Source organism: Streptomyces sp. NBC_01216 (assembly GCF_035994945.1).
In the GTDB taxonomy this organism is placed as follows: Bacteria; Actinomycetota; Actinomycetes; order Streptomycetales; family Streptomycetaceae; genus Streptomyces.
On sequence record NZ_CP108677.1, the window covers coordinates 4,784,568 to 4,804,492 of the forward strand.

The window sequence follows — 19,925 nt, forward strand, 5'->3', positions numbered from 1 at the left end:
AGGGATGACGTGAGCGACAACTCTGTAGTACTGCGGTACGCGGACGGTGAATACACCTACCCGGTGGTCGAGAGCACCGTCGGCGACAAGGGCTTCGACATCGGGAAGCTCCGAGCCCAGACCGGTCTGGTCACCCTGGACAGCGGATACGGCAACACCGCCGCCTATAAATCCGCCGTCACCTACCTCGACGGCGAGCAGGGCGTCCTGCGGTACCGCGGCTACCCCATCGAGCAGCTGGCGGAGCGCTCCACCTTCCTCGAGGTGGCGTACCTGCTGATCAACGGTGAGCTTCCCAAGGTCGACGAGCTCTCGACCTTCAAGAACGAGATCACCCAGCACACGCTGCTGCACGAGGACGTCAAGCGCTTCTTCGACGGCTTCCCGCGCGACGCCCACCCGATGGCGATGCTGTCCTCCGTGGTCTCCGCGCTGTCCACCTTCTACCAGGACAGCCACAACCCGTTCGACGAGCGGCAGCGCCACCTCTCCACGATCCGGCTGCTGGCCAAGCTGCCGACGATCGCGGCGTACGCCTACAAGAAGTCGATCGGCCACCCCTTCGTCTACCCGCGCAACGACCTCGGGTACGTCGAGAACTTCCTGCGCATGACCTTCTCGGTCCCCGCCCAGGAGTACGAGCTGGACCCGGTCGTGGTCTCGGCGCTCGACAAGCTGCTGATCCTGCACGCGGACCACGAGCAGAACTGTTCGACCTCCACGGTGCGTCTGGTCGGCTCCTCGCAGGCGAACATGTTCGCTTCGATCTCGGCCGGCATCTCGGCCCTCTGGGGCCCGCTGCACGGCGGCGCCAACCAGTCGGTCCTGGAGATGCTCGAGGGCATCCAGGCCAACGGCGGCGACGTCGACTCCTTCATCAACAAGGTGAAGAACAAGGAGGACGGCGTCCGCCTGATGGGCTTCGGCCACCGGGTGTACAAGTCCTTCGACCCGCGCGCCAAGATCATCAAGGCTGCCGCGCACGACGTTCTCTCCGCGCTCGGCAAGTCCGACGAGCTGCTGGACATCGCGCTCAAGCTGGAGGAGCACGCGCTCTCCGACGACTACTTCGTCTCGCGTAACCTCTACCCCAACGTGGACTTCTACACGGGCCTGATCTACCGCGCGATGGGCTTCCCGACCGAGATGTTCACCGTGCTGTTCGCGCTCGGCCGTCTCCCGGGCTGGATCGCCCAGTGGCACGAGATGATCAAGGAGCCCGGTTCCCGCATCGGACGTCCGCGCCAGATCTACACCGGCGAGGTCCTGCGCGACTTCGTCCCGGTCGAGGGCCGCTGAGGAACGCGATTCCCGCAGGCGCCGCCGGGTGGTACCCGACGGCGCCCCGGAGGGCCGCCGAACGAAAAGCGCCCCGCCACCGATCCCCCCACGGGTCGGCGAGCGGGGCGCTTCCCATATCCCCGGTGCGGATTCCCCCCACGGGATCCGGGCCGGGCGCCTGCCGGTGTCAGCAGAGGCTTCGTGGGACTGCGCGGTCTGCCGGGGTACGTACGGGAGGGCCGCTCAAAGCTCCCCGAGCACGTGCCCCGGCCAACGCTTGCCTGGAACGTCCCCCAAGACATTCCATGAACGTCCCCCAAGACGTTCTTGGCATCGCCCACTTAGACTCGCGAACGGCCCGAATGGTTACCCCCAAATATCTGTGATCTAGGTCTCTTTGTGAAGGTCCTGTGCGTCACGTGTAGGTGAATTCACGTGAAGCGCCGCAGGCGCAGGCTGTTCGTCACCACGAAAACGGACGAGAAGGCCATCGTCAGGCCCGCGATCATGGGGTTGAGCAGTCCGGCGGCCGCCAACGGCAGGGCCGCGACGTTGTATCCGAACGCCCAGCCGAGGTTGCCCCTGATCGTCGCCAGCGTGCGGCGGGAGAGCCGGATGGCGTCCGCGGCCACCCGTAGGTCGCCGCGGACCAGGGTCACGTCGCTCGCCTGGATGGCCGCGTCCGTGCCGGTGCCCATCGCCAGGCCGAGGTCGGCGGTGGCGAGCGCGGCGGCGTCGTTGACGCCGTCGCCGACCATGGCGACCGTGCGGCCCTCGTCCTGCAGCCGCCGGACCACGGCGGCCTTCTCCTCGGGCAGCACCTCCGCGAAGACCCGGTCCGCGTCGATGCCGACCTCGGCCGCGACCCGCTCCGCGACGGGCCGGGCGTCGCCGGTCAGCAGCACCGGCGTCAGCCCCAGTGCGCGCAGCCGGGCCACCGCCTCCGCACTGGTCTCCTTGACCGTGTCCGCGACCGTGAGGACCCCCCGGGCCCGTCCGTCCCAGGCGACGTGCACCACTCCGGGGGTGTGAACTCCGGGCACCTCGATCCCCTCGGCCCGCAACAGCGCGGCGCGTCCGGCCTGTACCCGGCGACCGTCGACCGAGCCGCGCACTCCGAGACCGGGCACGTTCTCGAAGGCCACCGGCACCGGCAGCTCGCCCACGGTCCGCCCCAGCCGCTCGGCGGCGCCGGCCGCGACCGCGCGGGCGACCGGATGCTCCGAGGCGTGCTCCAGCGCGCCGGCGAGCCGCAGCAGCTCGCTCGCGTCCTCGCCCTCGTACGCGGTCACCGCGTCCAGGGTCATCCGGCCGGTGGTGACGGTGCCGGTCTTGTCCAGGACGATGGTGTCGACCGCGCGGGTGGACTCCAGGACCTCGGGTCCCTTGATGAGGATGCCGAGCTGGGCTCCGCGGCCGGTGCCGACCATGAGGGCGGTCGGGGTGGCGAGTCCCAGCGCGCAGGGGCAGGCGATGATCAGTACGGCCACGGCCGCGGTGAACGAGGCCGTCACGTCGTCGGTCAGGAGCAGCCAGGTCACCAGTGTGGCGAGGGCCAGCAGCAGGACGGCCGGCACGAAGACGGCGGAGACCCGGTCGGCGAGCCGCTGGACCTCGGCCTTGCCGTTCTGGGCCTCCTCGACCAGCTTCGCCATCCGGGCGAGCCGGGTGTCCGCGCCGACCCGGCGGGCCTCGACGACCAGCCGGCCCGAGACGGTGACGCAGCCGCCGGTGACCGGGTCGTGCGCCGCGACCTCCACCGGGACGGACTCCCCGGTGAGCAGGGACGCGTCGACGGCCGAGGCGCCCTCCACGACGACGCCGTCGGTGGCGATCTTCTCTCCGGGCCGGACGACGAAGCGGTCGCCGACGCGCAGCGCGTCCACCGGAACGCGTGTCTCCGCGCCGCCGCGCAGGACGGCCACGTCCTTGGCGCCCAGATCCATCAGCGCCCGCAGTGCCGCGCCGGCCTTCCGCTTGGCGCGCGCCTCCAGGAGGCGGCCCAGCAGGATGAAGGTGGTGACCCCGGCCGCCACCTCCAGGTAGACGGCCTCGGTGCCGTCCGCGTGGCCGGCGGTGAGGTCGAAGCCGTGGCGCATGCCGGGCGCGCCCGCGGCGCCGAAGAACAGCGCCCAGAGCGACCAGCCGAAAGCGGCCAGCGTTCCGAAGGACACGAGGGTGTCCATGGAGGCGGCGCCGTGCCGGAGGTTCGTCCAGGCGGCCCGGTGGAAGGGGAGCGCGCCCCAGACGACGACCGGCGCGGCGAGGGTGAGGGAGAGCCACTGCCAGTTGTCGAACTGGAGAGACGGCACCATCGCCGTCAGGACGACCGGAGCGGAGAGGGCGGCGGAGACGACCAGGCGCTGCCGCAGCGCGGCGAACGCCTGATCGGGGGCCGCCGCGGCGGGGCCGTGTCCACCAGGTTCGCCGCCTTCCCCGTCGGGCTCCGGTCCGAGGTCCGGCTCGGGTGGCGTGAGGGGCACCTCGGCGGTGTAGCCGGTCTTGACGACGGTCGCGATCAGATCGGCGACCGAGGTCCCCTCCGGATACGTGATCCTCGCCTTCTCCGTCGCGTAGTTCACCGTCGCCGTGACGCCGTCCATGCGGTTGAGCTTCTTCTCGACGCGGGCCGCGCAGGAGGCGCAGGTCATCCCGCCGATGGTCAGCTCGGTGCCGAGCACGGGGGTGGTGCTGGAGGTCATGTGCGCGTCCAAAGGGAGCAGGGCCATACCGGTGCAACGGTACGGCCCTGCCGGAGTGTGCCGGGAGTGAGGTCCGGGGTCGGGCCCGGGACGGTGGGGGCCGGGGTGCTCGGCGGGTGGACCCGGCCGAGGGTCAGACCCGTCCGGCCAGCTCGTAGCCGGCCTCGTCGACGGCGGCGCGCACGGCCTCGTCGTCGATCGGCGCCGCGGAGACCACCGTGACCCGGCCGGTGGCGGCGACGGCCGTGACAGAGGAGACGCCGGCGAGCTCGGAGAGCTCGGCGGAGACCGCGCCCTCGCAGTGCCCGCATGTCATGCCCGAGACCTCGTAGACGGTGGTGACGCCGTCGGCCCGGCCGTCCGTGGTGCCGTCCTGGGGTGAGCCGGTCGACGCGCAGCAGCTGCCGGTGACCTGGGGGAGTTCGGTCTTCGTCTCGGCGGTCATGAGGTTCTCCTCGTGTGCGGATGGTGCTGGTTCCGGGTCGTACACTCGCACAGGCTATACCCCTAGGGGGTATGAATTCCACTCGCGGCGCGATCCCGTCGGCCATTGGCCGGAGCCGGTCGCCCGGACGCCGGACCGCCGGACCGCCGGATCTTCGGGTTACCGGGCTCGGGCCCGCGGAGCGGCGGGTCCGCCCCTCCCGGGCGAAGCCCCTCATGTCCCCGCCCGTGGTCGGGTCGGCCGGTCCGGGTGCGTGATAGGTACCCGATATGTCGTTTTCGGGGAAGGCTCTGCTCCTGATCATGTCGATCGCCGTCGCGGCGCCGCTGCTGGCCTACTGGATCGGCCGCCGGATTCCCGTCCCGCTCGTCATCTTCGAGATCGCGCTCGGTGTCCTCATCGGCCCCGACGTCCTGGGCTGGGCGGAGGCGGACCCCCTGATCGACGGCCTCTCGGAACTCGGTCTCGCGATGCTGATCTTCCTCGCGGGCTACGAGATCGAGTTCGGGAAGGTCCGCGGGGACACTCTGAAACGCTCCGTCGGTGCCTGGCTGTGCGCCCTGGCCCTCGGGCTGGGCCTGGGCGTGCTCCTCGCGGACGGCTCCTTCGACAAGGGCGTCTTCATCGGGGTGGCCCTCACCAGTACGGCGCTCGGCACGGTGCTGCCCGTCCTGCGCGACGCGGGTGACCTCCAGGGCCGGTTCGGTTCGGTGGTGATGGCCTTCGGCGCGGTGGGGGAGTTCGGGCCGATCATCGCGATGGCGCTGCTGCTGAGCGGTCGCAACCCCGCTCGTTCGGCCGTACTGCTCGGGATCTTCGCCGCACTGACGGCGGCGGCGGTGTTCTGGGCGCTGCGCCCGCGCCCCCCGTGGTTCTCCGGCGTCATCGCCAAGACCCTGCACACCAGCGGACAGTTCGCCGTCCGCTTCGTCTTCCTGCTGCTCGCGCTCATGCTCGCGGCATCGGAGACGCTCGGCCTGGACGTGCTTCTCGGCGCCTTCGCGGCCGGTCTGATCACCCGTCTGCTGCTGACCGGCGCCGCCCCCGAGTCCGGTCCGGCGGTCCTGGAGAAGGTCGAGGCGGTCGGCTTCGGCTTCCTGGTGCCGGTCTTCTTCGTCGTCACCGGGATCGAGTTCGACCTCGACTCACTCCTCGACGGCGGTCGTACGCTCCTGCTCCTGCCCCTGTTCCTGCTGCTGTTCCTGGCGGTGCGCGGCGGGCCGCTGTGGTTCCTGGCACCTCGTGACTTCGCACGCGCGGACCGCGCCGGACTGGTCCTCTACGGTTCCACCGCCCTGCCGCTCGTCGTCGCCATCACCGCTATCGGGGTGAACGACGAGGCGTTGTCGGCGGCGGACGCGGCGGCTCTGGTCGGGGCCGCGATGGTGTCCGTGCTCGTCTTCCCGCTGCTGGCGCTGAAGCTCCGCGCCCGCGCCGGCGGCGGGAAGGCGCTGCCCGCAGACGCGGCGCGCGACAGGGTCGCCGGCTCGGAGTCGTGGTGAGCGGTCCGGGCCGGGTGGGGGCGGCGGGTGCGGGGGTGCCGGTCAGGCGGTGAGCTCCCGCGTGGCCGGAGCCGTCAGGTTGGCGTCGCGGATGACCGGGTCGAGGTAGCGCAGCAGGACCCGCTTCAGCTCCGCGGCGATGGCGTCGCGCTCGGGTCCCTCCGGCGCGGCGAGCACCAGGGTGAGTCCGCCCTTGAAGATCACGAACGTCATGTCGGCGATCCGGGACCGCTCCGCTGCGGGCAGCTCGGGCACGTACTGGCCGAGCAGGTCGCCGACCCGGGCGAGGAGCGAGGCGTGCAGCTCGTCGTGCTCCTCGGCGATCCGGCCGGGCACGTCGGAACCGTGCATCAGGGCGAGGAAGGCCGGGTTCTGGCAGTTGAACTCGATCAGCGGGTCGACGACCGCGTCCAGCAGCTCGGCCAGCGGCAGCTGGAAGTTCTCCGGGGTGAACGCCTGGCCGTGCGCCTCGCGCATCTCGTGCAGCAGGCGCTCGCCGAGCTCGACGGCGATCGCCTCCTTGTTCGGGAAGTACTGGTAGAGCGTGCCGGGGGAGACGCTCGCCTCGCGGGCGATCGCGTTGGTGCTGGCCGCCGTGTAGCCGTTCGTGCAGAAGACGTTCGCGGCGGCCTGCAGCAACTGCGCGATGCGGCGTTCGCCGCGTGCCTGGCGGCGCCGCGGCTTCGGTTCGGCGGTTCCCTCGGGCATGGCTGTCCCCAGCTTTCGTGGACACGTTTGACAAATGCGAGAGGTCGCTCGCATTCTTGTGGAACGCGAGCGATGACTCGCGTTTGCCAGTCTATGGCAATGGACGACCCATGCGGCCTGCCGGGAAGCGAGCGCACGGGTCACGGTGAAGGGGACACCGCGTCATGGCCGAAGTCAAGAACCCGGGATCCGCCCGCGGCGGGGGGTGGACCCGGTTCGTCACGGCCCGGCCGCGCCTCTCGCTGCTGGTCGCCCTGGTGATCACGGCGCTCGCCGTCCTCGCGGGCAGCGGGGTCGGCGATCACATGGGCAGCGGCGGCTGGGAGGACCCCGACGCCGAATCCACGTACGCCACCCAGGTGCTGGAACGGGAGTTCCCCGCCTCGCAGCCCAATCTGCTGCTCCTGCTCGACGCGGGGGCGCCCGGGGTCGACGACCCGTCCGTCACCGCGGAGGCCCGGCGGACGGTCGAGCGCCTCGCCGCCGAGCCGGGCGTGAGCGGCGTCGGCTCCTACTGGGCCACCGGATCGCCGGCCCTGCGCTCCGCGGACGGCCGGCAGGCCGTGATCGCCGCCCGGATCGAAGGGGAGGAGAAGGAAGCCGGTGAGATCCTCCAGCGGATCGCCCCCGCCTTCCGCGGGACGCACGGCCCGGTCGAGGTGACCGTCGGCGGGCCCCTCGCCGTACGGCACGAGATGCAGACGGTCATCCAGGAGGACCTGCTGCGCGCCGAGCTGATCGCCCTGCCGGTGACACTCGTGCTTCTTGTCATGGTCTTCGGAAGCGCCGTCGCCGCCCTGCTGCCGCTGGGCGTCGGCATCGTCGCCATCCTCGGCACCAACGCGGTGCTGCGCGGGATCACCGAACTCACCGACGTGTCGGTGTTCGCGCAGAACCTGACCACGGCGCTCGGGCTGGGACTCGCGATCGACTACGCCCTGTTCGTGGTCCGCCGCTTCCGTGAGGAGCTCGCCGCCGGAGCCGACACCCGCACCGCGGTGGGAGTCACCCTGCGCACCGCCGGGCGCACGGTCCTGTTCTCCTCGCTGACCGTGGCCGTCTCGCTCGCCGCCATGCTGGTCTTCCCGCAGTACTTCCTGCGTTCCTTCGCCTACGCCGGTATCGCGGTGGTGATGCTGGCCGCGGCGGCGGCGCTCATCCTGCTGCCCGCGGCGCTGATGCTGCTCGGCGACCGGATCAACGCCTTCGACCTGCGCCGGCTCCTCCGGCGCCGCGCGACCGCGAGGAGCGACGGAGGCGAGGGAACCGAGCGGGCGGGGGCCGCGGCCACCGGCGGCGGAGCGGGCTGGGCCCGCACGGCGGCACTCGTGATGCGGCGGGCTCCGGTCTTCGCCGTGGCCACCACCGCCGGTCTTGTGCTGCTGGGGCTCCCCTTCCTGGGAGTGAAGTTCGGTACGGCCGACGACCGGCAGCTGCCCGCCGCCTCCGAGTCGAGGGTGGTGCAGGACCAGCTGCGCGACGGCTTCCCGGGCAATCCGGGCGGCGGGCTGATCGTGCTCGCCGAAGGAGCGGCCACACCCGGCGAGTACGCCGACTACCGCGGGCGCATCGAGCGGCTGCCCGGTGTCGAGCGGGTCGACGGGCCGGTCGCCTCCGGTGACGGTGCCTACTTCACCGTGGTGCCGAAGGGCGAGGCCGTCGGCGAGGACGCGCAGCGCGTGGTGGGTGAGATCCGGTCGGCGCAAGCCCCCTTCGACACCTCCGTGACCGGCACGGCGGCCGTGCTGACCGACTCCAAGAACGCCATAGCCGAGCGGCTGCCCTGGGCGGCGGCGATCATCGTCGTGGTCACGCTCATCCTGGTCTTCCTGCTCACCGGCAGCGTGCTGATCCCGGTCCAGGCCGTCGTCCTCAACGCCCTCAGCCTCACGGCGATGTTCGGCGCGGTCGTCTGGGTCTTCCAGGAGGGTCATCTGTCCGGAGCGCTCGGTTTCACCGCCACGGGGGACATCGAGACGACGCTGCCGGTCCTGATGTTCTGCGTCGCCTTCGGACTGTCCATGGACTACGGCGTCTTCCTGCTCTCCCGCATCAAGGAGGAGTACGACGCCACGGGCGACCACGAGCACTCCGTCCGCTTCGGCCTCCAGCGCACCGGCGGACTGATCACCGCCGCCGCGGCGATCCTCGCCGTCGTGATGGTCGCCATCGGCACCTCCCGGGTGACCAACACCAAGATGCTGGGACTCGGAGTGGCGCTCGCCGTGCTGATGGACGCCATGGTCGTGCGCAGCCTGCTGGTACCGGCGGTGATGAAGCTGACCGGGCGCCTGACCTGGTGGGCCCCGGGCCCGTTGCGCCGCTTCCACGACCGCTTCGGGATCAGTGAGGGCGGCGACGCGTCGCCGGAGGAGCCGAAGGTGCTCGCCGACGCGGCGGCCGGGGCCGGGGAGCCCGCCCGCGACCGCGAACCGGTGGGCTGACCGGGCGGCGCCCGCGAGGGCGCCCCACCCGACCCGCTCGCCGCTCGCCCGGCGAGCGGGCCGGGCAGGCGAGCGGGTCGGGAGGTCAGCCGCGCCGGCTCCGGTTGCCCGGACGGTTGGCGACCCAGGTACGGATGGTGTCCGGGCGCCAGTAGGGCTTGCCCGACTCCACGTGGTCGGGCGGCGGCAGCAGTCCGTGCTTCCGGTAGGAGCGGACGGTGTCCGGTTGGACTCTGATATGCGCGGCAATGTCCTTGTACGACCAGAGCCTTCTGTCGGTCATGCGGGCACCTCCCTGCGCGCCTCGCAACGACGGCGGGGGTGCCGTTCGGGGGGTCTGTGGGGCGCGCGATGGCGATCACTGAGCCTGTGCCCGGTGAACGACACCCCCCGACCGGAGGAGAGCGCCTGTTGAACGTCTGTGACGGAAAGCCCGCGTCATGGAGACATGTGTGACGACAGCGGGACGGATGTGACGCAAGTGACGCACAGTCGTATCCGTTCCCGACCGTGGCCGTCCACCGTGCGGGTCCGCGCGGGAGCCCGCATGGTGGACGCCGCGCTCAGAGCCTGTCGGCCGAAGGTCACCCGACAGGCTCTCAGGCGCCGCAGGAGCGCAGGAAGCGGCGGGTGCGCGTCGCGATCGGATACGGCCGGTCCGGTGGGCACGGGTACATGTCCTGCTCCACGATGGCGAAGAGCTCGACGCCCAGGGCCTGCGCCGCGGCGAGCACCGGTTCCAGGGCCGGCACCCCGCCGGGCGGTTCGCACATCACTCCCCGCGCCACCGCCGGCCCGAACGGCACCTCGTCCGCCACGACCCCGGCCAGGATCTCCGGGTCGACCTGCTTGAGGTGCAGGTAGCCGATCCGCTCCCCGTACGTCTCGATCAGCCTGACGCTGTCGCCGCCGCAGTAGGCGTAGTGCCCGGTGTCCAGGCAGAGCGATACCAGGTCCGGATCGGTGGCGTCCAGGAAGCGGGCCACGTTCTCCTCGGTGTCGACATGGGTGTCCGCGTGCGGATGGAAGACGATCCGCAGGCCGTAGCGCTCCCGGACCTCCCGGCCCAGACGCTCGGTCAGTTCCGTCAGCCACCGCCACTGTGCGGCACTCAGCGTGCGGTCCTCCAGCACCGCACCGGTCTTGTCGTCCCGCCAGAAGGAGGGGATGACGACCAGGTGTCCGGCGCCCATGGCCTGGGCGAGGGAGGCGTTCTCGGCCACATGGGCCCAGGTCTTCTCCCAGACCGCCGGGCCGTGGTGCAGCCCGGTGAAGACGGTCGCGGCCGAGACGCCGAGGCCGCGACGGGCCGTCTCGTCGGCCAGGACGGCCGGATCGGTGGGCAGGTACCCGTAAGGACCGAGCTCGATCCACCGGTATCCGGCGCCCGCGACCTCGTCGAGGAACCGCCGCCACGGCACCTGACGCGGATCGTCGGGAAACCACACGCCCCAGGAGTCGGGAGCGGAACCGATGCGGATACGGGACAGTGGTGACGGCGTCGTCATACCAGCCACCTTGACCGGGGCCGCGGAACAGCGTCAAGACGGTCGTCCGAATGTAAGGACATGTCGTTGACAGGGCTCCGGAAGGGCGGCTAGACCTGGGTGCGGGGCCGCGGCGAGAGGTGACGCGCATGGAGACGGAGCCGGATACCGCGCCATACCGGGCGCCGCAGGCCGAGCCGTACGACCTGATCACGATGGGGCGCATCGGCGTGGACCTCTACCCCCTTCAGGTCGGCGTCCCGCTGGCCCGGGTCGAGAGTTTCGGGAAGTTCCTCGGCGGCTCGCCCTCCAACGTCGCCGTCGCGGCCTCCCGGCTCGGCCGCCGCACGGCCGTCATCACCCGGACGGGTGCCGACCCCTTCGGCGACTACCTGCACCGCGAACTGCGCGCGTTCGGTGTCGACGACCGCTGGGTGACGCCCGTGGCGGCCTATCCGACACCGGTCACCTTCTGCGAGATCTTCCCGCCCGACGACTTCCCGATCCATTTCTACCGGCAGCCCAAGGCCCCCGACCTGGAGATCCATCCGCACGAACTGGACCTCGCGACGATCCGCTCGGCGCGCGCTTTCTGGGTGACGGGCACCGGACTGAGCGCCGAGCCGAGCCGCACGGCCACCCTCCGCGCGCTGCGGGAACGCGACGGAGACGGCCTGACCGTCCTCGACCTGGACTGGCGGCCGGCACTCTGGGCCGACCCCACCGAGGCCGGACCGCTCTACCGGGAGGCGCTCCGGGAGGCGACCGTCGCCGTCGGCAACCTCGACGAGTGCGAGGTCGCGACGGGGGAACGGGAGCCGCACGCCGCGGCGCGCGCCCTGCTGGACGCCGGAGTGCGGCTCGCGGTGGTCAAGCAGGGGCCCGCTGGCGTCCTCGCGTTGTCCGCCGACGGCGCGTGCGCCGAGGTCCGCCCCCTGCCGGTCGAGGTCGTCAACGGCCTGGGCGCCGGCGACGCGTTCGGCGGCGCCCTCGCGCACGGTCTGCTCGCCGGCTGGGGCCTGGAACGCACCCTCCGCTGGGCCAACGCCGCCGGCGCGATCGTCGCCGGGCGTCTCGCCTGCTCCCCGGCGATGCCCTGCCAGGACGAGATCACCCAGGCCCTGGCCACCGGCACCGGAGCGGTCCCCGAACGCCCCGCGTCCGAAGACCCCGCGGAACGGGCGGGCCCTGTGCCTCGTACGGAGGACGGCGCCCGCGCGGACCGCCCTGTCCGTACGGAGCGCGCCTCATGAACGGCGACGCCACTCCGGCTGACCCCGCCGCCGCACGCCACCCACGGGCGGACCCTTCTCCGCCGGACCCTGCCGCCCCGGAAGACTCAGCCCTCGGACGCGACGCCCCGGGTCCCACCGACGAGGCCGACACCCCCTACCACCTGACCGCCGCACCACGCCCGCCCGCACCACGCCCGTCCGCACCACGCCCGCCCGGCCCGCCCGTGCGGCCCGGCAGGCGCACCGGCGGCCCACCACGCCCGCCCGCCCCCGGTCACCTCCGTCCCGCCCCCGACTTCGGCCTCGACGAGTTCGGCTTCGACCTCGACCGGCTCGTCACCCTGCGGGCCCATCACCCCGAAGCCGTCGCCGAAGCGGCCGTCCGCCGCCGCACCCGCCCCCTGCTGCGCGGACGGGACCGGCTGCTGATCATCGCCGCCGACCATCCCGCCCGCGGCATGCTGGGCGTCGGCGACCGGCCGTACGCCATGGCCGACCGCGCCGAGCTGCTGCGCCGCCTCCGCCTCGCCCTCTCGCGGCCCGGCGTCGACGGGGTCCTCGCCTCCGCCGACATCCTCGACGACCTGCTCCTGCTCGGCGCCCTCGACGACCGCCTCGCCCTCGGTTCCATGAACCGCGGCGGCCTCGCCGGCGCCGCGTTCGAACTCGACGACCGCTTCACCGGCCACCGCCCCCGGGACCTCGCCCGCCTCGGCTTGGACGGCGGCAAGCTGCTCCTGCGCATCGACCCCGAGGACCCCGGGTCGCTGCGCACCCTCCACTCCGCCGCCCGCGCCGTCGACGAGATGGCCGGACTGCGCCTGCCCGTCTTCGTCGAGCCCTTCCTCTGCCGGCGCGACACCGAGGGGCGACTGCACACCGACCTCTCCGCCGGCGCCGTCACCACCTCCCTCGCCATCGCCTCCGGACTCGGTGGCACCTCCGCCTACACCTGGCTCAAGGTCCCCGTCACCGAGCCCCCCGACTCCATGGCCCGGGTCATGGAGAGCACCACCCTTCCCGCCGTCCTCCTCGGCGGCGACCCCGGGCCCGAACGGGACGCGCAGGAGAGGGCGTACGAGAAGTGGCGCGGCGCGCTGCGCCTGCCGACCGTCCGGGGCCTGGTCGTCGGCCGCACACTGCTGTACCCGGCGGACGGCGATGTGGCCGGAGCCGTCGATACGGCGGCGAGTCTGCTGTAAGAAGGGGTACACCGACCATGAACTCCCTGCACCTGCCCGCCGGGACCACCGCCCGCGGGCCGTACGCCGTCCATGTCGACCCCGACCGGGCCGGCTGGCGGTACTCCGCCCTGCGCGTCCTCGAACTCGGCCCGGGAGGAACCCACCTCCTGGACACCGGGGACAGCGAGTGGATCGTGCTTCCGCTGACCGGCGGCTGTACCGTGCACACCGACGGCGAGAAACTCGAACTACTGGGCCGCGAGAGCGTGTTCGACGGAGTCAGCGACTTCGCGTACGTGCCCCGCGACGCCCGCGCCCAGATCGCCTCCGGTGCGGGAGGCCGCTTCGCTTTGGCAGGAGCGAAGTGCGAGCGACGACTCCCCGCACGCTACGGCCCCGCGCCGGAGGTTCCCGTCGAGGACCGCGGCAGCGGAGACCAGGCCCGCCGGGTCCACGGCTTCGCGGCGGCCGGCGCCTTCGCCTGCGACCGGCTGATCGCCGTCGAGGTGATCACCCCCGGCGGCAACTGGTCCTCCTTTCCGCCGCACAAACACGACGAACACCGCCCCGGCGAGGAGTCGGAGCTGGAGGAGATCTACTACTACGAGATCGACCCGGCCGGCCTCGGCTACCAGCGCGTCTCGCCCTCCCGGCCGGGTGGTGCCGACCTGCTCACCGAGGTCCGCGGCGGGGACGTCGTCCTCGTCCCCGACGGTTGGCACGGCCCGTCCATCGCCCAGCCGGGACACCCGATGTACTACCTCAACGTCATGGCCGGGCCCGGACCGGAACGCGAATGGAAGATCCGCTTCCACCCTGACCACAGCGAGGGATACCAGTGACCGTCCTGACCGTCGCCCAGGCGCTCGTCCGCTTCCTCGCCGCCCAGTTCTCCGAACGCGACGGCGAGCGTCGTCGGCTGATTGGCGCGACCTGGGGCATCTTCGGGCACGGCAACGTCGCAGGGATCGGCCAGGCCCTCGTCGAGTACGCCGACGACCCTTCCTGCCGCATGCCGTTCCACCAGGGCCGCAACGAACAGGCCATGGTGCACGCGGCCGTCGGGTACGCGCGCCAGTCGAACCGGCTCTCCGCCCACGCCGTCACCACCTCCATCGGACCGGGTGCCACCAATCTCGTCACCGGCGCGGCCCTCGCCACGATCAACCACCTCCCGGTGCTGCTCCTGCCCGGCGACACCTTCGCCACCCGCCCCGCCGACCCCGTGCTGCAGCAGCTCGAAGTCCCCCACACCGGCGACGTCTCGGTCAACGACTGCCTGCGCCCCGTCTCCGCCTACTTCGACCGGATCACCCGCCCCGAGGCCCTGGTCCCGGCCGCGCTCGCCGCCCTGCGCGTGCTCACGGACCCCGCCGCCACCGGTGCCGTCACCCTCGCCCTGCCCCAGGACGTGCAGACCGAGGCGTACGACTGGCCGGAGGAGTTCTTCGCCGAGCGGACCTGGACGGTCCGCAGGCCACGGCCCGGCCGGGCCGAGATCGAGGCCGCCGCCCACGCGGTCGGAGCGGCGGAACGCCCCCTGGTCATCGCGGGGGGCGGGGTGAAGTACAGCGGTGCCGAAGACGCCCTGCGCGTCTTCGCGGAGCGCGGCGGCCTGCCCGTCGCCGTCACCCAGGCCGGCAAGGGCGCCCTCCCGTACGACCACGTCTGCGAAGTCGGCGGCATCGGCCACACCGGCACCGGCACCGCCGCCGCGCTGGCCCGCGACAGCGACCTCGTCATCGGCGTCGGCACCCGCTACACCGACTTCACCACCGGGTCGGGCACCCTCTTCCCCGCCGGCGTCCGCTTCCTCAACCTCAACATCACCGGCTTCGACGCCCACAAGCAGAGCGCCCTGCCCGTGGTCGGCGACGCCCGCGAGTCACTCGCCGCCCTGACCGAGGCGCTCGGCGACCGCCACGGCGACACGACCCGGTGGACGTCCGCCAAGCGGGACTGGCAGCGGCGCACCGACGCCGCCTACGCGACCCCGGACGAACACGCCCGCCCCACCCAGACCCAGGTCCTCGGCCTGCTCGACACCCTGGTCACCGGGGACGACATCCTGGTCAACGCGGCCGGCTCGCTCCCCGGAGACCTTCACCGGCTCTGGCGGGTCCGGTCGGCCGACCAGTACCACGTCGAATACGGCTACTCCTGCATGGGCTACGAGATCCCCGCGGCCATCGGCGTCGCGCTCGCCGCGCCCGGCCGGCCCGTGTGGGCCCTCGTCGGCGACGGTACGTATCTCATGAACCCCACCGAAATCGTCACCGCCGTGCAGGAAGGAGTGCCCCTCAAGATGGTCATCCTCCAGAACCACGGGTACGCCTCCATCGGAGGACTCTCCGCGTCCGTCGGCGGTGAGGGCTTCGCGACCGCCTACCGCTACCGGGCCCCGGACGGCACGTTCACCGGTGCGCCCCTCCCCGTCGACCTGGCCGCCAACGCGGCCTCCCTCGGGATGCGGGTACTACGCGCCCACACCATCCGTGACCTGCGAGAAGCCCTCGCTGACGCCCGAGCGTCGACTGTGCCCACATGTGTCTACGTCGAGACCGAAACGGCAGACACAGTGTCGGGCGCGCCCCCCGCCCAGGCGTGGTGGGATGTGCCCGTGGCCGAGACCTCGACCCGCTCGTCGGCGGTCAAGGCCCGGGAGGAGTACGACCGGCACGTCACCGCCCGACGCCGCCATCTCTAAGGAGTATTTCGTCATGACGAAGACCGTCAACCACTGGATCGGTGGCAAGACCGTCGAAGGCACGTCGGGCAACTGGGGCCCGGTCACCGACCCGGCCACCGGCGCCGTGACCACGCGGGTCGCGCTGGCCTCGGCGGAGGAGGTCGACGCGGCGGTGGCCGCCGCCAAGGCAGCCTTCGGGACCTGGGGCACGGCGTCGCTGGCCCAGCGCACCACCATCCTGTTCAGGTTCCGGGCGCTGCTCGACGCCAACCGCGACGCGATCGCCGAGCTGATCGTCGCCGAGCACGGCAAGGTGCACTCCGACGCGCTCGGCGAGGTGGCCCGCGGCCTGGAGATCGTCGATCTCGCCTGCGGCATCACCACTCAGCTCAAGGGCGAGCTGTCCACCCAGGTCTCCCACCGGGTGGACGTGGCCGCGATCCGGCAGCCGGTCGGCGTGGTCGCCGGCATCACGCCCTTCAACTTCCCGGCCATGGTGCCGATGTGGATGTTCCCGATCGCCATCGCGTGCGGCAACACCTTCGTCCTCAAGCCGAGCGAGAAGGACCCCTCCGCCGCCCTGAAGATCGCCGAACTGCTCGCCGAGGCGGGGCTGCCGGACGGCGTCTTCAACGTCCTGCACGGGGACAAGGTGGCCGTCGACCGGCTCCTGGAGCACCCGGACGTCGCCGCCGTCTCCTTCGTCGGCTCCACCCCGATCGCCCGCCACATCCACACCACCGCGTCGGCCCGCGGCAAGCGGGTCCAGGCGCTGGGCGGTGCGAAGAACCACATGCTGGTCCTCCCCGACGCCGACCTCGACGCGGCGGCGGACGCGGCGGTCTCGGCCGCCTACGGCTCCGCGGGAGAGCGCTGCATGGCGATCTCGGCGGTCGTCGCCGTCGGCCACATCGCCGACGAGCTGGTGGAGAAGATCCGCGAGCGCGCCGAGAAGATCAAGATCGGCCCCGGCAACGACCCCGCCTCGGAGATGGGACCGCTGATCACGGCCGTCCACCGCGACAAGGTCGCCTCCTACGTCAAGGGCGCGGCGGACGACGGCTGCGAGGTCGTCCTCGACGGCACCGGCTACACCGTCGAGGGGTTCGAGGACGGCCACTGGATCGGCCTCTCGCTCCTGGACCACGTCCCCACCACCGCCAAGGCGTACCAGGACGAGATCTTCGGCCCGGTGCTCTGCGTCCTGCGCACCGAGACCTACGAGGAGGGCGTCGCCCTCATCAACGCCTCGCCGTTCGGCAACGGCACCGCGATCTTCACCCGCGACGGCGGCGCCGCCCGCCGCTTCCAGATGGAGATCCAGGCGGGCATGGTCGGCGTGAACGTGCCGATCCCCGTCCCCGTCGGCTACCACTCCTTCGGAGGCTGGAAGGACTCGCTCTTCGGCGACCACCACGTCTACGGAAACGACGGCGTCCACTTCTACACCCGGGGCAAGGTCGTCACGACCCGCTGGCCCGACCCGTCCGAGGCCCCTTCCGGTGTGGACCTGGGCTTCCCGCGCAACCACTGAAGCCCGCCGAACCGCACCCCTCCGCACCCCCCTGCCCCCACGGGCGGGGGGACGCTCCCGCGGCTGTCGAGCCGCAGCGGCGAGGCCGGATACGGAACCACCGGTGCCGCTTCGTGTTCGTCCCCGCCCTTGGAACCCGGGGCCGGGGACACCAGACTTCTTCCCATGACAGCCACCACCGAAGAGCGCTGGGAGCCCGTCCACGGCGCCCCCTACCACCCGGTCCCCTACCGCCCGGAGCGCATGGAGCCCGCGGAGTCCCTGACCCGCTCGGCAGAGCTGCGCGACCGGATGGGGCAGCGGCGCACGGTGCGCCGGTTCTCCTCCGACCCGGTGCCGGACCAGGTCGTACGGGACGCCATCGCCTGCGCGGCCACGGCACCCTCCGGTGCCCACCAGCAGCCCTGGACCTTCGTCCTGGTCCGGGACCCGGAGATCCGCCGGCGTATCCGCGAGGAAGCCGAGCGCGAGGAGGAGATCTCCTACGACGGCAGGCTCGGCGAGGAGTGGCTCGCCGCCCTGCGCCCGCTGGGCACGGACGCGGTGAAGACGCACCTCACGGACGCTCCGGCGCTGATCGTGGTCTTCCAGCAGCGGTACTGGCTGGGTGAGGCCGGCGTGAAACGGAAGCACTACTACGTGGACGAGTCCGTGGGTATCGCCGTCGGCATGCTGCTGTCCGCCCTGCACCTGTCGGGCCTGGCCGCGCTGGTCCACACGCCGAGCCCGATGCGCTTCCTCTCCCAGGTGCTGGGACGGCCCGAGAACGAGAAGGCATTCGCGGTGATCCCGGTCGGCTACCCGGCCGAGGACTGCCAAGTGCCGGACCTCAAGCGGAAGGCTCTGGACCAGGTGATGGTGGAGGTCTGACGGACTCGGGTGGTGCCGGCCGCTCCGGGCCCCGGGGTTCGGATCGGGTCTCGCGCGGGCCGGTCCGGTGTGACCGCACGTCCCGGCCGTCCGCCGAGGGCGAGTGCCAGGGGCGACCGCCGCGGCCGGGTGGAGGCGGACGGCCAGGAGCGTGCGGGCTCTCGACTCGCATGGGGTCGACCTTGCGCAGCTCACGGCGGGCCGGCGGGACGGACCGCGCGCCCCGCCGCCACCTCAGCGCCGGCGAGCGGTTCTGGTGCGAGGGTCTTGGCGTGCGTTCCGTCAGCCCACCTCCATGCCGTGGATCAGCCGCGGGCCCACGTCGACGCCGTGCACGGCCGGCCACGGGGCCCGCCTCCGCTGTCGCCGCAACCGGGCGTGCTCGCGCTCCTCGTACGCGACGAGGTACGGCCCGGACATCATGCGGGAACAAGTGCGCCACCTCCTGTGCGTCGCCGTCGAGCCCCACGTGACGTTCCAGGTGATCCCATTCGAGAAGGGCGCACACGCCGGGATGACCGGCAGCTCCGTGCACATGGACTTCCCGGACGCGGACGACCCCGAACTCGTCTCTCTGGACACGCCCGCCGGTGACCTGTTCCTCGAGTCGGAGGCCGAGATCCGGCGCTACGAGTCGATGTTCGAGCATCTTCAGGCAGTGGCCCTGGGGCCGGCCGACAGCCTCGATCTGCTGGCTGGGGTGGCAGAGGCGAGAGGCCGAGAGGAGGTGTGTGGCGTGCGACATGATCCTGCCGCGTCTGTGTGGCGGAGCAGCGGTCACAGCAGTGGCAACGGCCAGTGTGTCGAGGTCCGGGACGACCTGCCGGGCACCGTGCCGGTCCGGGACGGTAAGCGGACGGCGGGGCCTCACCTGGCCTTTGGCGCGCGTTCTTGGGAGTCGTCCGTCGGAGCGCTCAAGGAACGTCGTCTCGGGTGACCGAGTGCGTGGGGGACCACGCTGCCCCCTCCGCGACAACGCGCGGCCGGGCGGCGCGGTCCCGGTGTTCACGCCCCGGGCGCGGAGGACGACAGGTCTGTCCCCCTCGCGGGCTCCCCTCCGCGAGGGGGACAGACCTGTCGTCCTCCGCGTAAAACGACTGGCCCCGGAGGAGCGTGAGCCACCACTCTGAGGCCATGCCCCTCCCCGTTCAGCCCCCCAAGCACCAGATCCGGGCCGTCCACACCGACACGACGGTGACCGTCTACCAGGCGTACAACCCGTCGATCGGCCTCCCGACGGCCCGCGACGGGCGCTTTCCCGTCGCCTGGAAGAGGGAGCGGATGACCTGGATCAAGCCTTCCTTCCTGTGGATGATGTACCGCTGCGGCTGGGGACTGAAGGATGGTCAGCAGACGGTCCTCGCCGTCGAGATCAGCCGGGCGGGCCTGATCTGGGCGCTGCGGCACGCGTGCCTCTCGCGTCATGTTCCGGAACTCCACGGTGACCGGGTCGCGTGGAAGCGGGAGCTGAAGCGCGCGCCGACGCGCGTGCAGTGGGACCCGGAGCGGGACCTCCACCTCCGCGCCCTGCCCTACCGGTCCCTGCAACTCGGGCTGGCGGGGGAGGCGACCGCGCGCTATGCGGACGAGTGGATCGTCGGGGTCGAGGACGTGACCCCCCTGGCGCGAGAAGTCCATGCCCGTGTCCGGGCCGGCGCGCTCGAGGAGGCGACCGCGCTGTTGCCCCGGGAGACGCCTCTCACGGTGGCGGACGAGGTGCTCGACCGGCTGGGGCGATAGACCGCCCGTCATCCGTCACCGCCACCCGCCATCCGAGCCGTGGTCGTGGTCGTCGCGGGTCGCCGGCCCGACGGCGTGGGAGATTGCCCGGCCCGACCGGCCGC

General features: G+C 72.1%; 17 protein-coding genes. 11 read left to right on the forward strand and 6 right to left on the reverse strand.

What is annotated here, in order from left to right; genetic code table 11:
• Positions 1–9 precede the first annotated feature (9 nt).
• Positions 10–1,299 (forward strand): citrate synthase, encoded by a 1,290-nt coding sequence (locus tag OG393_RS21350; RefSeq protein WP_327376278.1) that lies wholly within the window; start codon positions 10–12, stop codon positions 1,297–1,299.
• Between the two features lie 413 nt (positions 1,300–1,712).
• On the opposite strand, the gene OG393_RS21355 is transcribed toward OG393_RS21350, so the two are convergent.
• Together OG393_RS21355 and OG393_RS21360 are read right to left on the reverse strand one after the other, a co-directional pair.
• On the reverse strand, positions 1,713–3,983 hold the full coding sequence (locus OG393_RS21355) for a heavy metal translocating P-type ATPase (protein WP_327376279.1): 2,271 nt from the start codon (positions 3,981–3,983) through the stop codon (positions 1,713–1,715).
• 133 nt (positions 3,984–4,116) lie between these two features.
• Positions 4,117–4,428: a heavy-metal-associated domain-containing protein gene (locus tag OG393_RS21360; protein ID WP_327376280.1), complete on the reverse strand. Its 312-nt coding sequence runs from the start codon at positions 4,426–4,428 to the stop codon at positions 4,117–4,119.
• A 269-nt stretch (positions 4,429–4,697) separates the two neighbouring features.
• Here OG393_RS21360 and OG393_RS21365 point away from each other — a divergent pair, with 269 nt between their 5' ends.
• Positions 4,698–5,930, forward strand: coding sequence for a cation:proton antiporter (locus OG393_RS21365; RefSeq protein WP_327376281.1), 1,233 nt, complete (start codon positions 4,698–4,700; stop codon positions 5,928–5,930).
• Between the two features lie 42 nt (positions 5,931–5,972).
• Here the strand turns inward: OG393_RS21365 and OG393_RS21370 are convergent, their stop codons facing one another.
• The gene (locus tag OG393_RS21370; RefSeq protein WP_327376282.1) at positions 5,973–6,638 is read right to left on the reverse strand and encodes a TetR/AcrR family transcriptional regulator; all 666 of its coding nucleotides are present in this window, start codon (positions 6,636–6,638) and stop codon (positions 5,973–5,975) included.
• Positions 6,639–6,802: 164 nt separating this feature from the next.
• Between OG393_RS21370 and OG393_RS21375 the strand changes: the two genes are divergently transcribed.
• Positions 6,803–9,082: an MMPL family transporter gene (locus OG393_RS21375; protein WP_327376283.1), complete on the forward strand. Its 2,280-nt coding sequence runs from the start codon at positions 6,803–6,805 to the stop codon at positions 9,080–9,082.
• 85 nt (positions 9,083–9,167) lie between these two features.
• Here the strand turns inward: OG393_RS21375 and OG393_RS21380 are convergent, their stop codons facing one another.
• Entirely contained in the window at positions 9,168–9,365 is a 198-nt protein-coding gene (locus OG393_RS21380) for a helix-turn-helix transcriptional regulator (protein WP_327376284.1), read from the reverse strand.
• Between the two features lie 316 nt (positions 9,366–9,681).
• Positions 9,682–10,590, reverse strand: a complete 909-nt coding sequence (locus tag OG393_RS21385) for a sugar phosphate isomerase/epimerase family protein (protein WP_327376285.1) — start codon at positions 10,588–10,590, stop codon at positions 9,682–9,684.
• A gap of 128 nt (positions 10,591–10,718) precedes the next feature.
• Here OG393_RS21385 and iolC point away from each other — a divergent pair, with 128 nt between their 5' ends.
• The 6 genes from iolC to OG393_RS21415 all read left to right on the forward strand — a co-directional run bounded on the left by iolC (position 10,719) and on the right by OG393_RS21415 (position 18,081).
• Complete coding sequence (gene iolC, locus OG393_RS21390; protein WP_327376286.1) at positions 10,719–11,822, forward strand: 5-dehydro-2-deoxygluconokinase; 1,104 nt, start codon at positions 10,719–10,721, stop codon at positions 11,820–11,822.
• 323 nt (positions 11,823–12,145) lie between these two features.
• Complete coding sequence (locus OG393_RS21395; RefSeq protein ID WP_327378503.1) at positions 12,146–13,006, forward strand: Cgl0159 family (beta/alpha)8-fold protein; 861 nt, start codon at positions 12,146–12,148, stop codon at positions 13,004–13,006.
• Positions 13,007–13,023: 17 nt separating this feature from the next.
• On the forward strand, positions 13,024–13,830 hold the full coding sequence (iolB, locus tag OG393_RS21400) for a 5-deoxy-glucuronate isomerase (protein WP_327376287.1): 807 nt from the start codon (positions 13,024–13,026) through the stop codon (positions 13,828–13,830).
• Complete coding sequence (iolD, locus tag OG393_RS21405) at positions 13,827–15,695, forward strand: 3D-(3,5/4)-trihydroxycyclohexane-1,2-dione acylhydrolase (decyclizing) (protein ID WP_327376288.1); 1,869 nt, start codon at positions 13,827–13,829, stop codon at positions 15,693–15,695. The genes iolB and iolD overlap by 4 nt, the downstream gene beginning before the upstream one ends.
• Before the next feature lie 13 nt (positions 15,696–15,708).
• Entirely contained in the window at positions 15,709–17,211 is a 1,503-nt protein-coding gene (gene mmsA, locus OG393_RS21410; protein WP_327376289.1) for a CoA-acylating methylmalonate-semialdehyde dehydrogenase, read from the forward strand.
• Positions 17,212–17,376: 165 nt separating this feature from the next.
• The gene (locus tag OG393_RS21415) at positions 17,377–18,081 is read left to right on the forward strand and encodes a nitroreductase family protein (RefSeq protein ID WP_327376290.1); all 705 of its coding nucleotides are present in this window, start codon (positions 17,377–17,379) and stop codon (positions 18,079–18,081) included.
• A 282-nt stretch (positions 18,082–18,363) separates the two neighbouring features.
• Here the strand turns inward: OG393_RS21415 and OG393_RS21420 are convergent, their stop codons facing one another.
• Positions 18,364–18,504: a hypothetical protein gene (locus tag OG393_RS21420; RefSeq protein ID WP_327376291.1), complete on the reverse strand. Its 141-nt coding sequence runs from the start codon at positions 18,502–18,504 to the stop codon at positions 18,364–18,366.
• 10 nt (positions 18,505–18,514) lie between these two features.
• Between OG393_RS21420 and OG393_RS21425 the strand changes: the two genes are divergently transcribed.
• Complete coding sequence (locus OG393_RS21425; RefSeq protein ID WP_327376292.1) at positions 18,515–19,018, forward strand: DUF397 domain-containing protein; 504 nt, start codon at positions 18,515–18,517, stop codon at positions 19,016–19,018.
• Positions 19,019–19,215: 197 nt separating this feature from the next.
• Positions 19,216–19,821 (forward strand): DUF4291 domain-containing protein, encoded by a 606-nt coding sequence (locus OG393_RS21430; RefSeq protein WP_327376293.1) that lies wholly within the window; start codon positions 19,216–19,218, stop codon positions 19,819–19,821.
• Positions 19,822–19,925 lie beyond the last annotated feature (104 nt).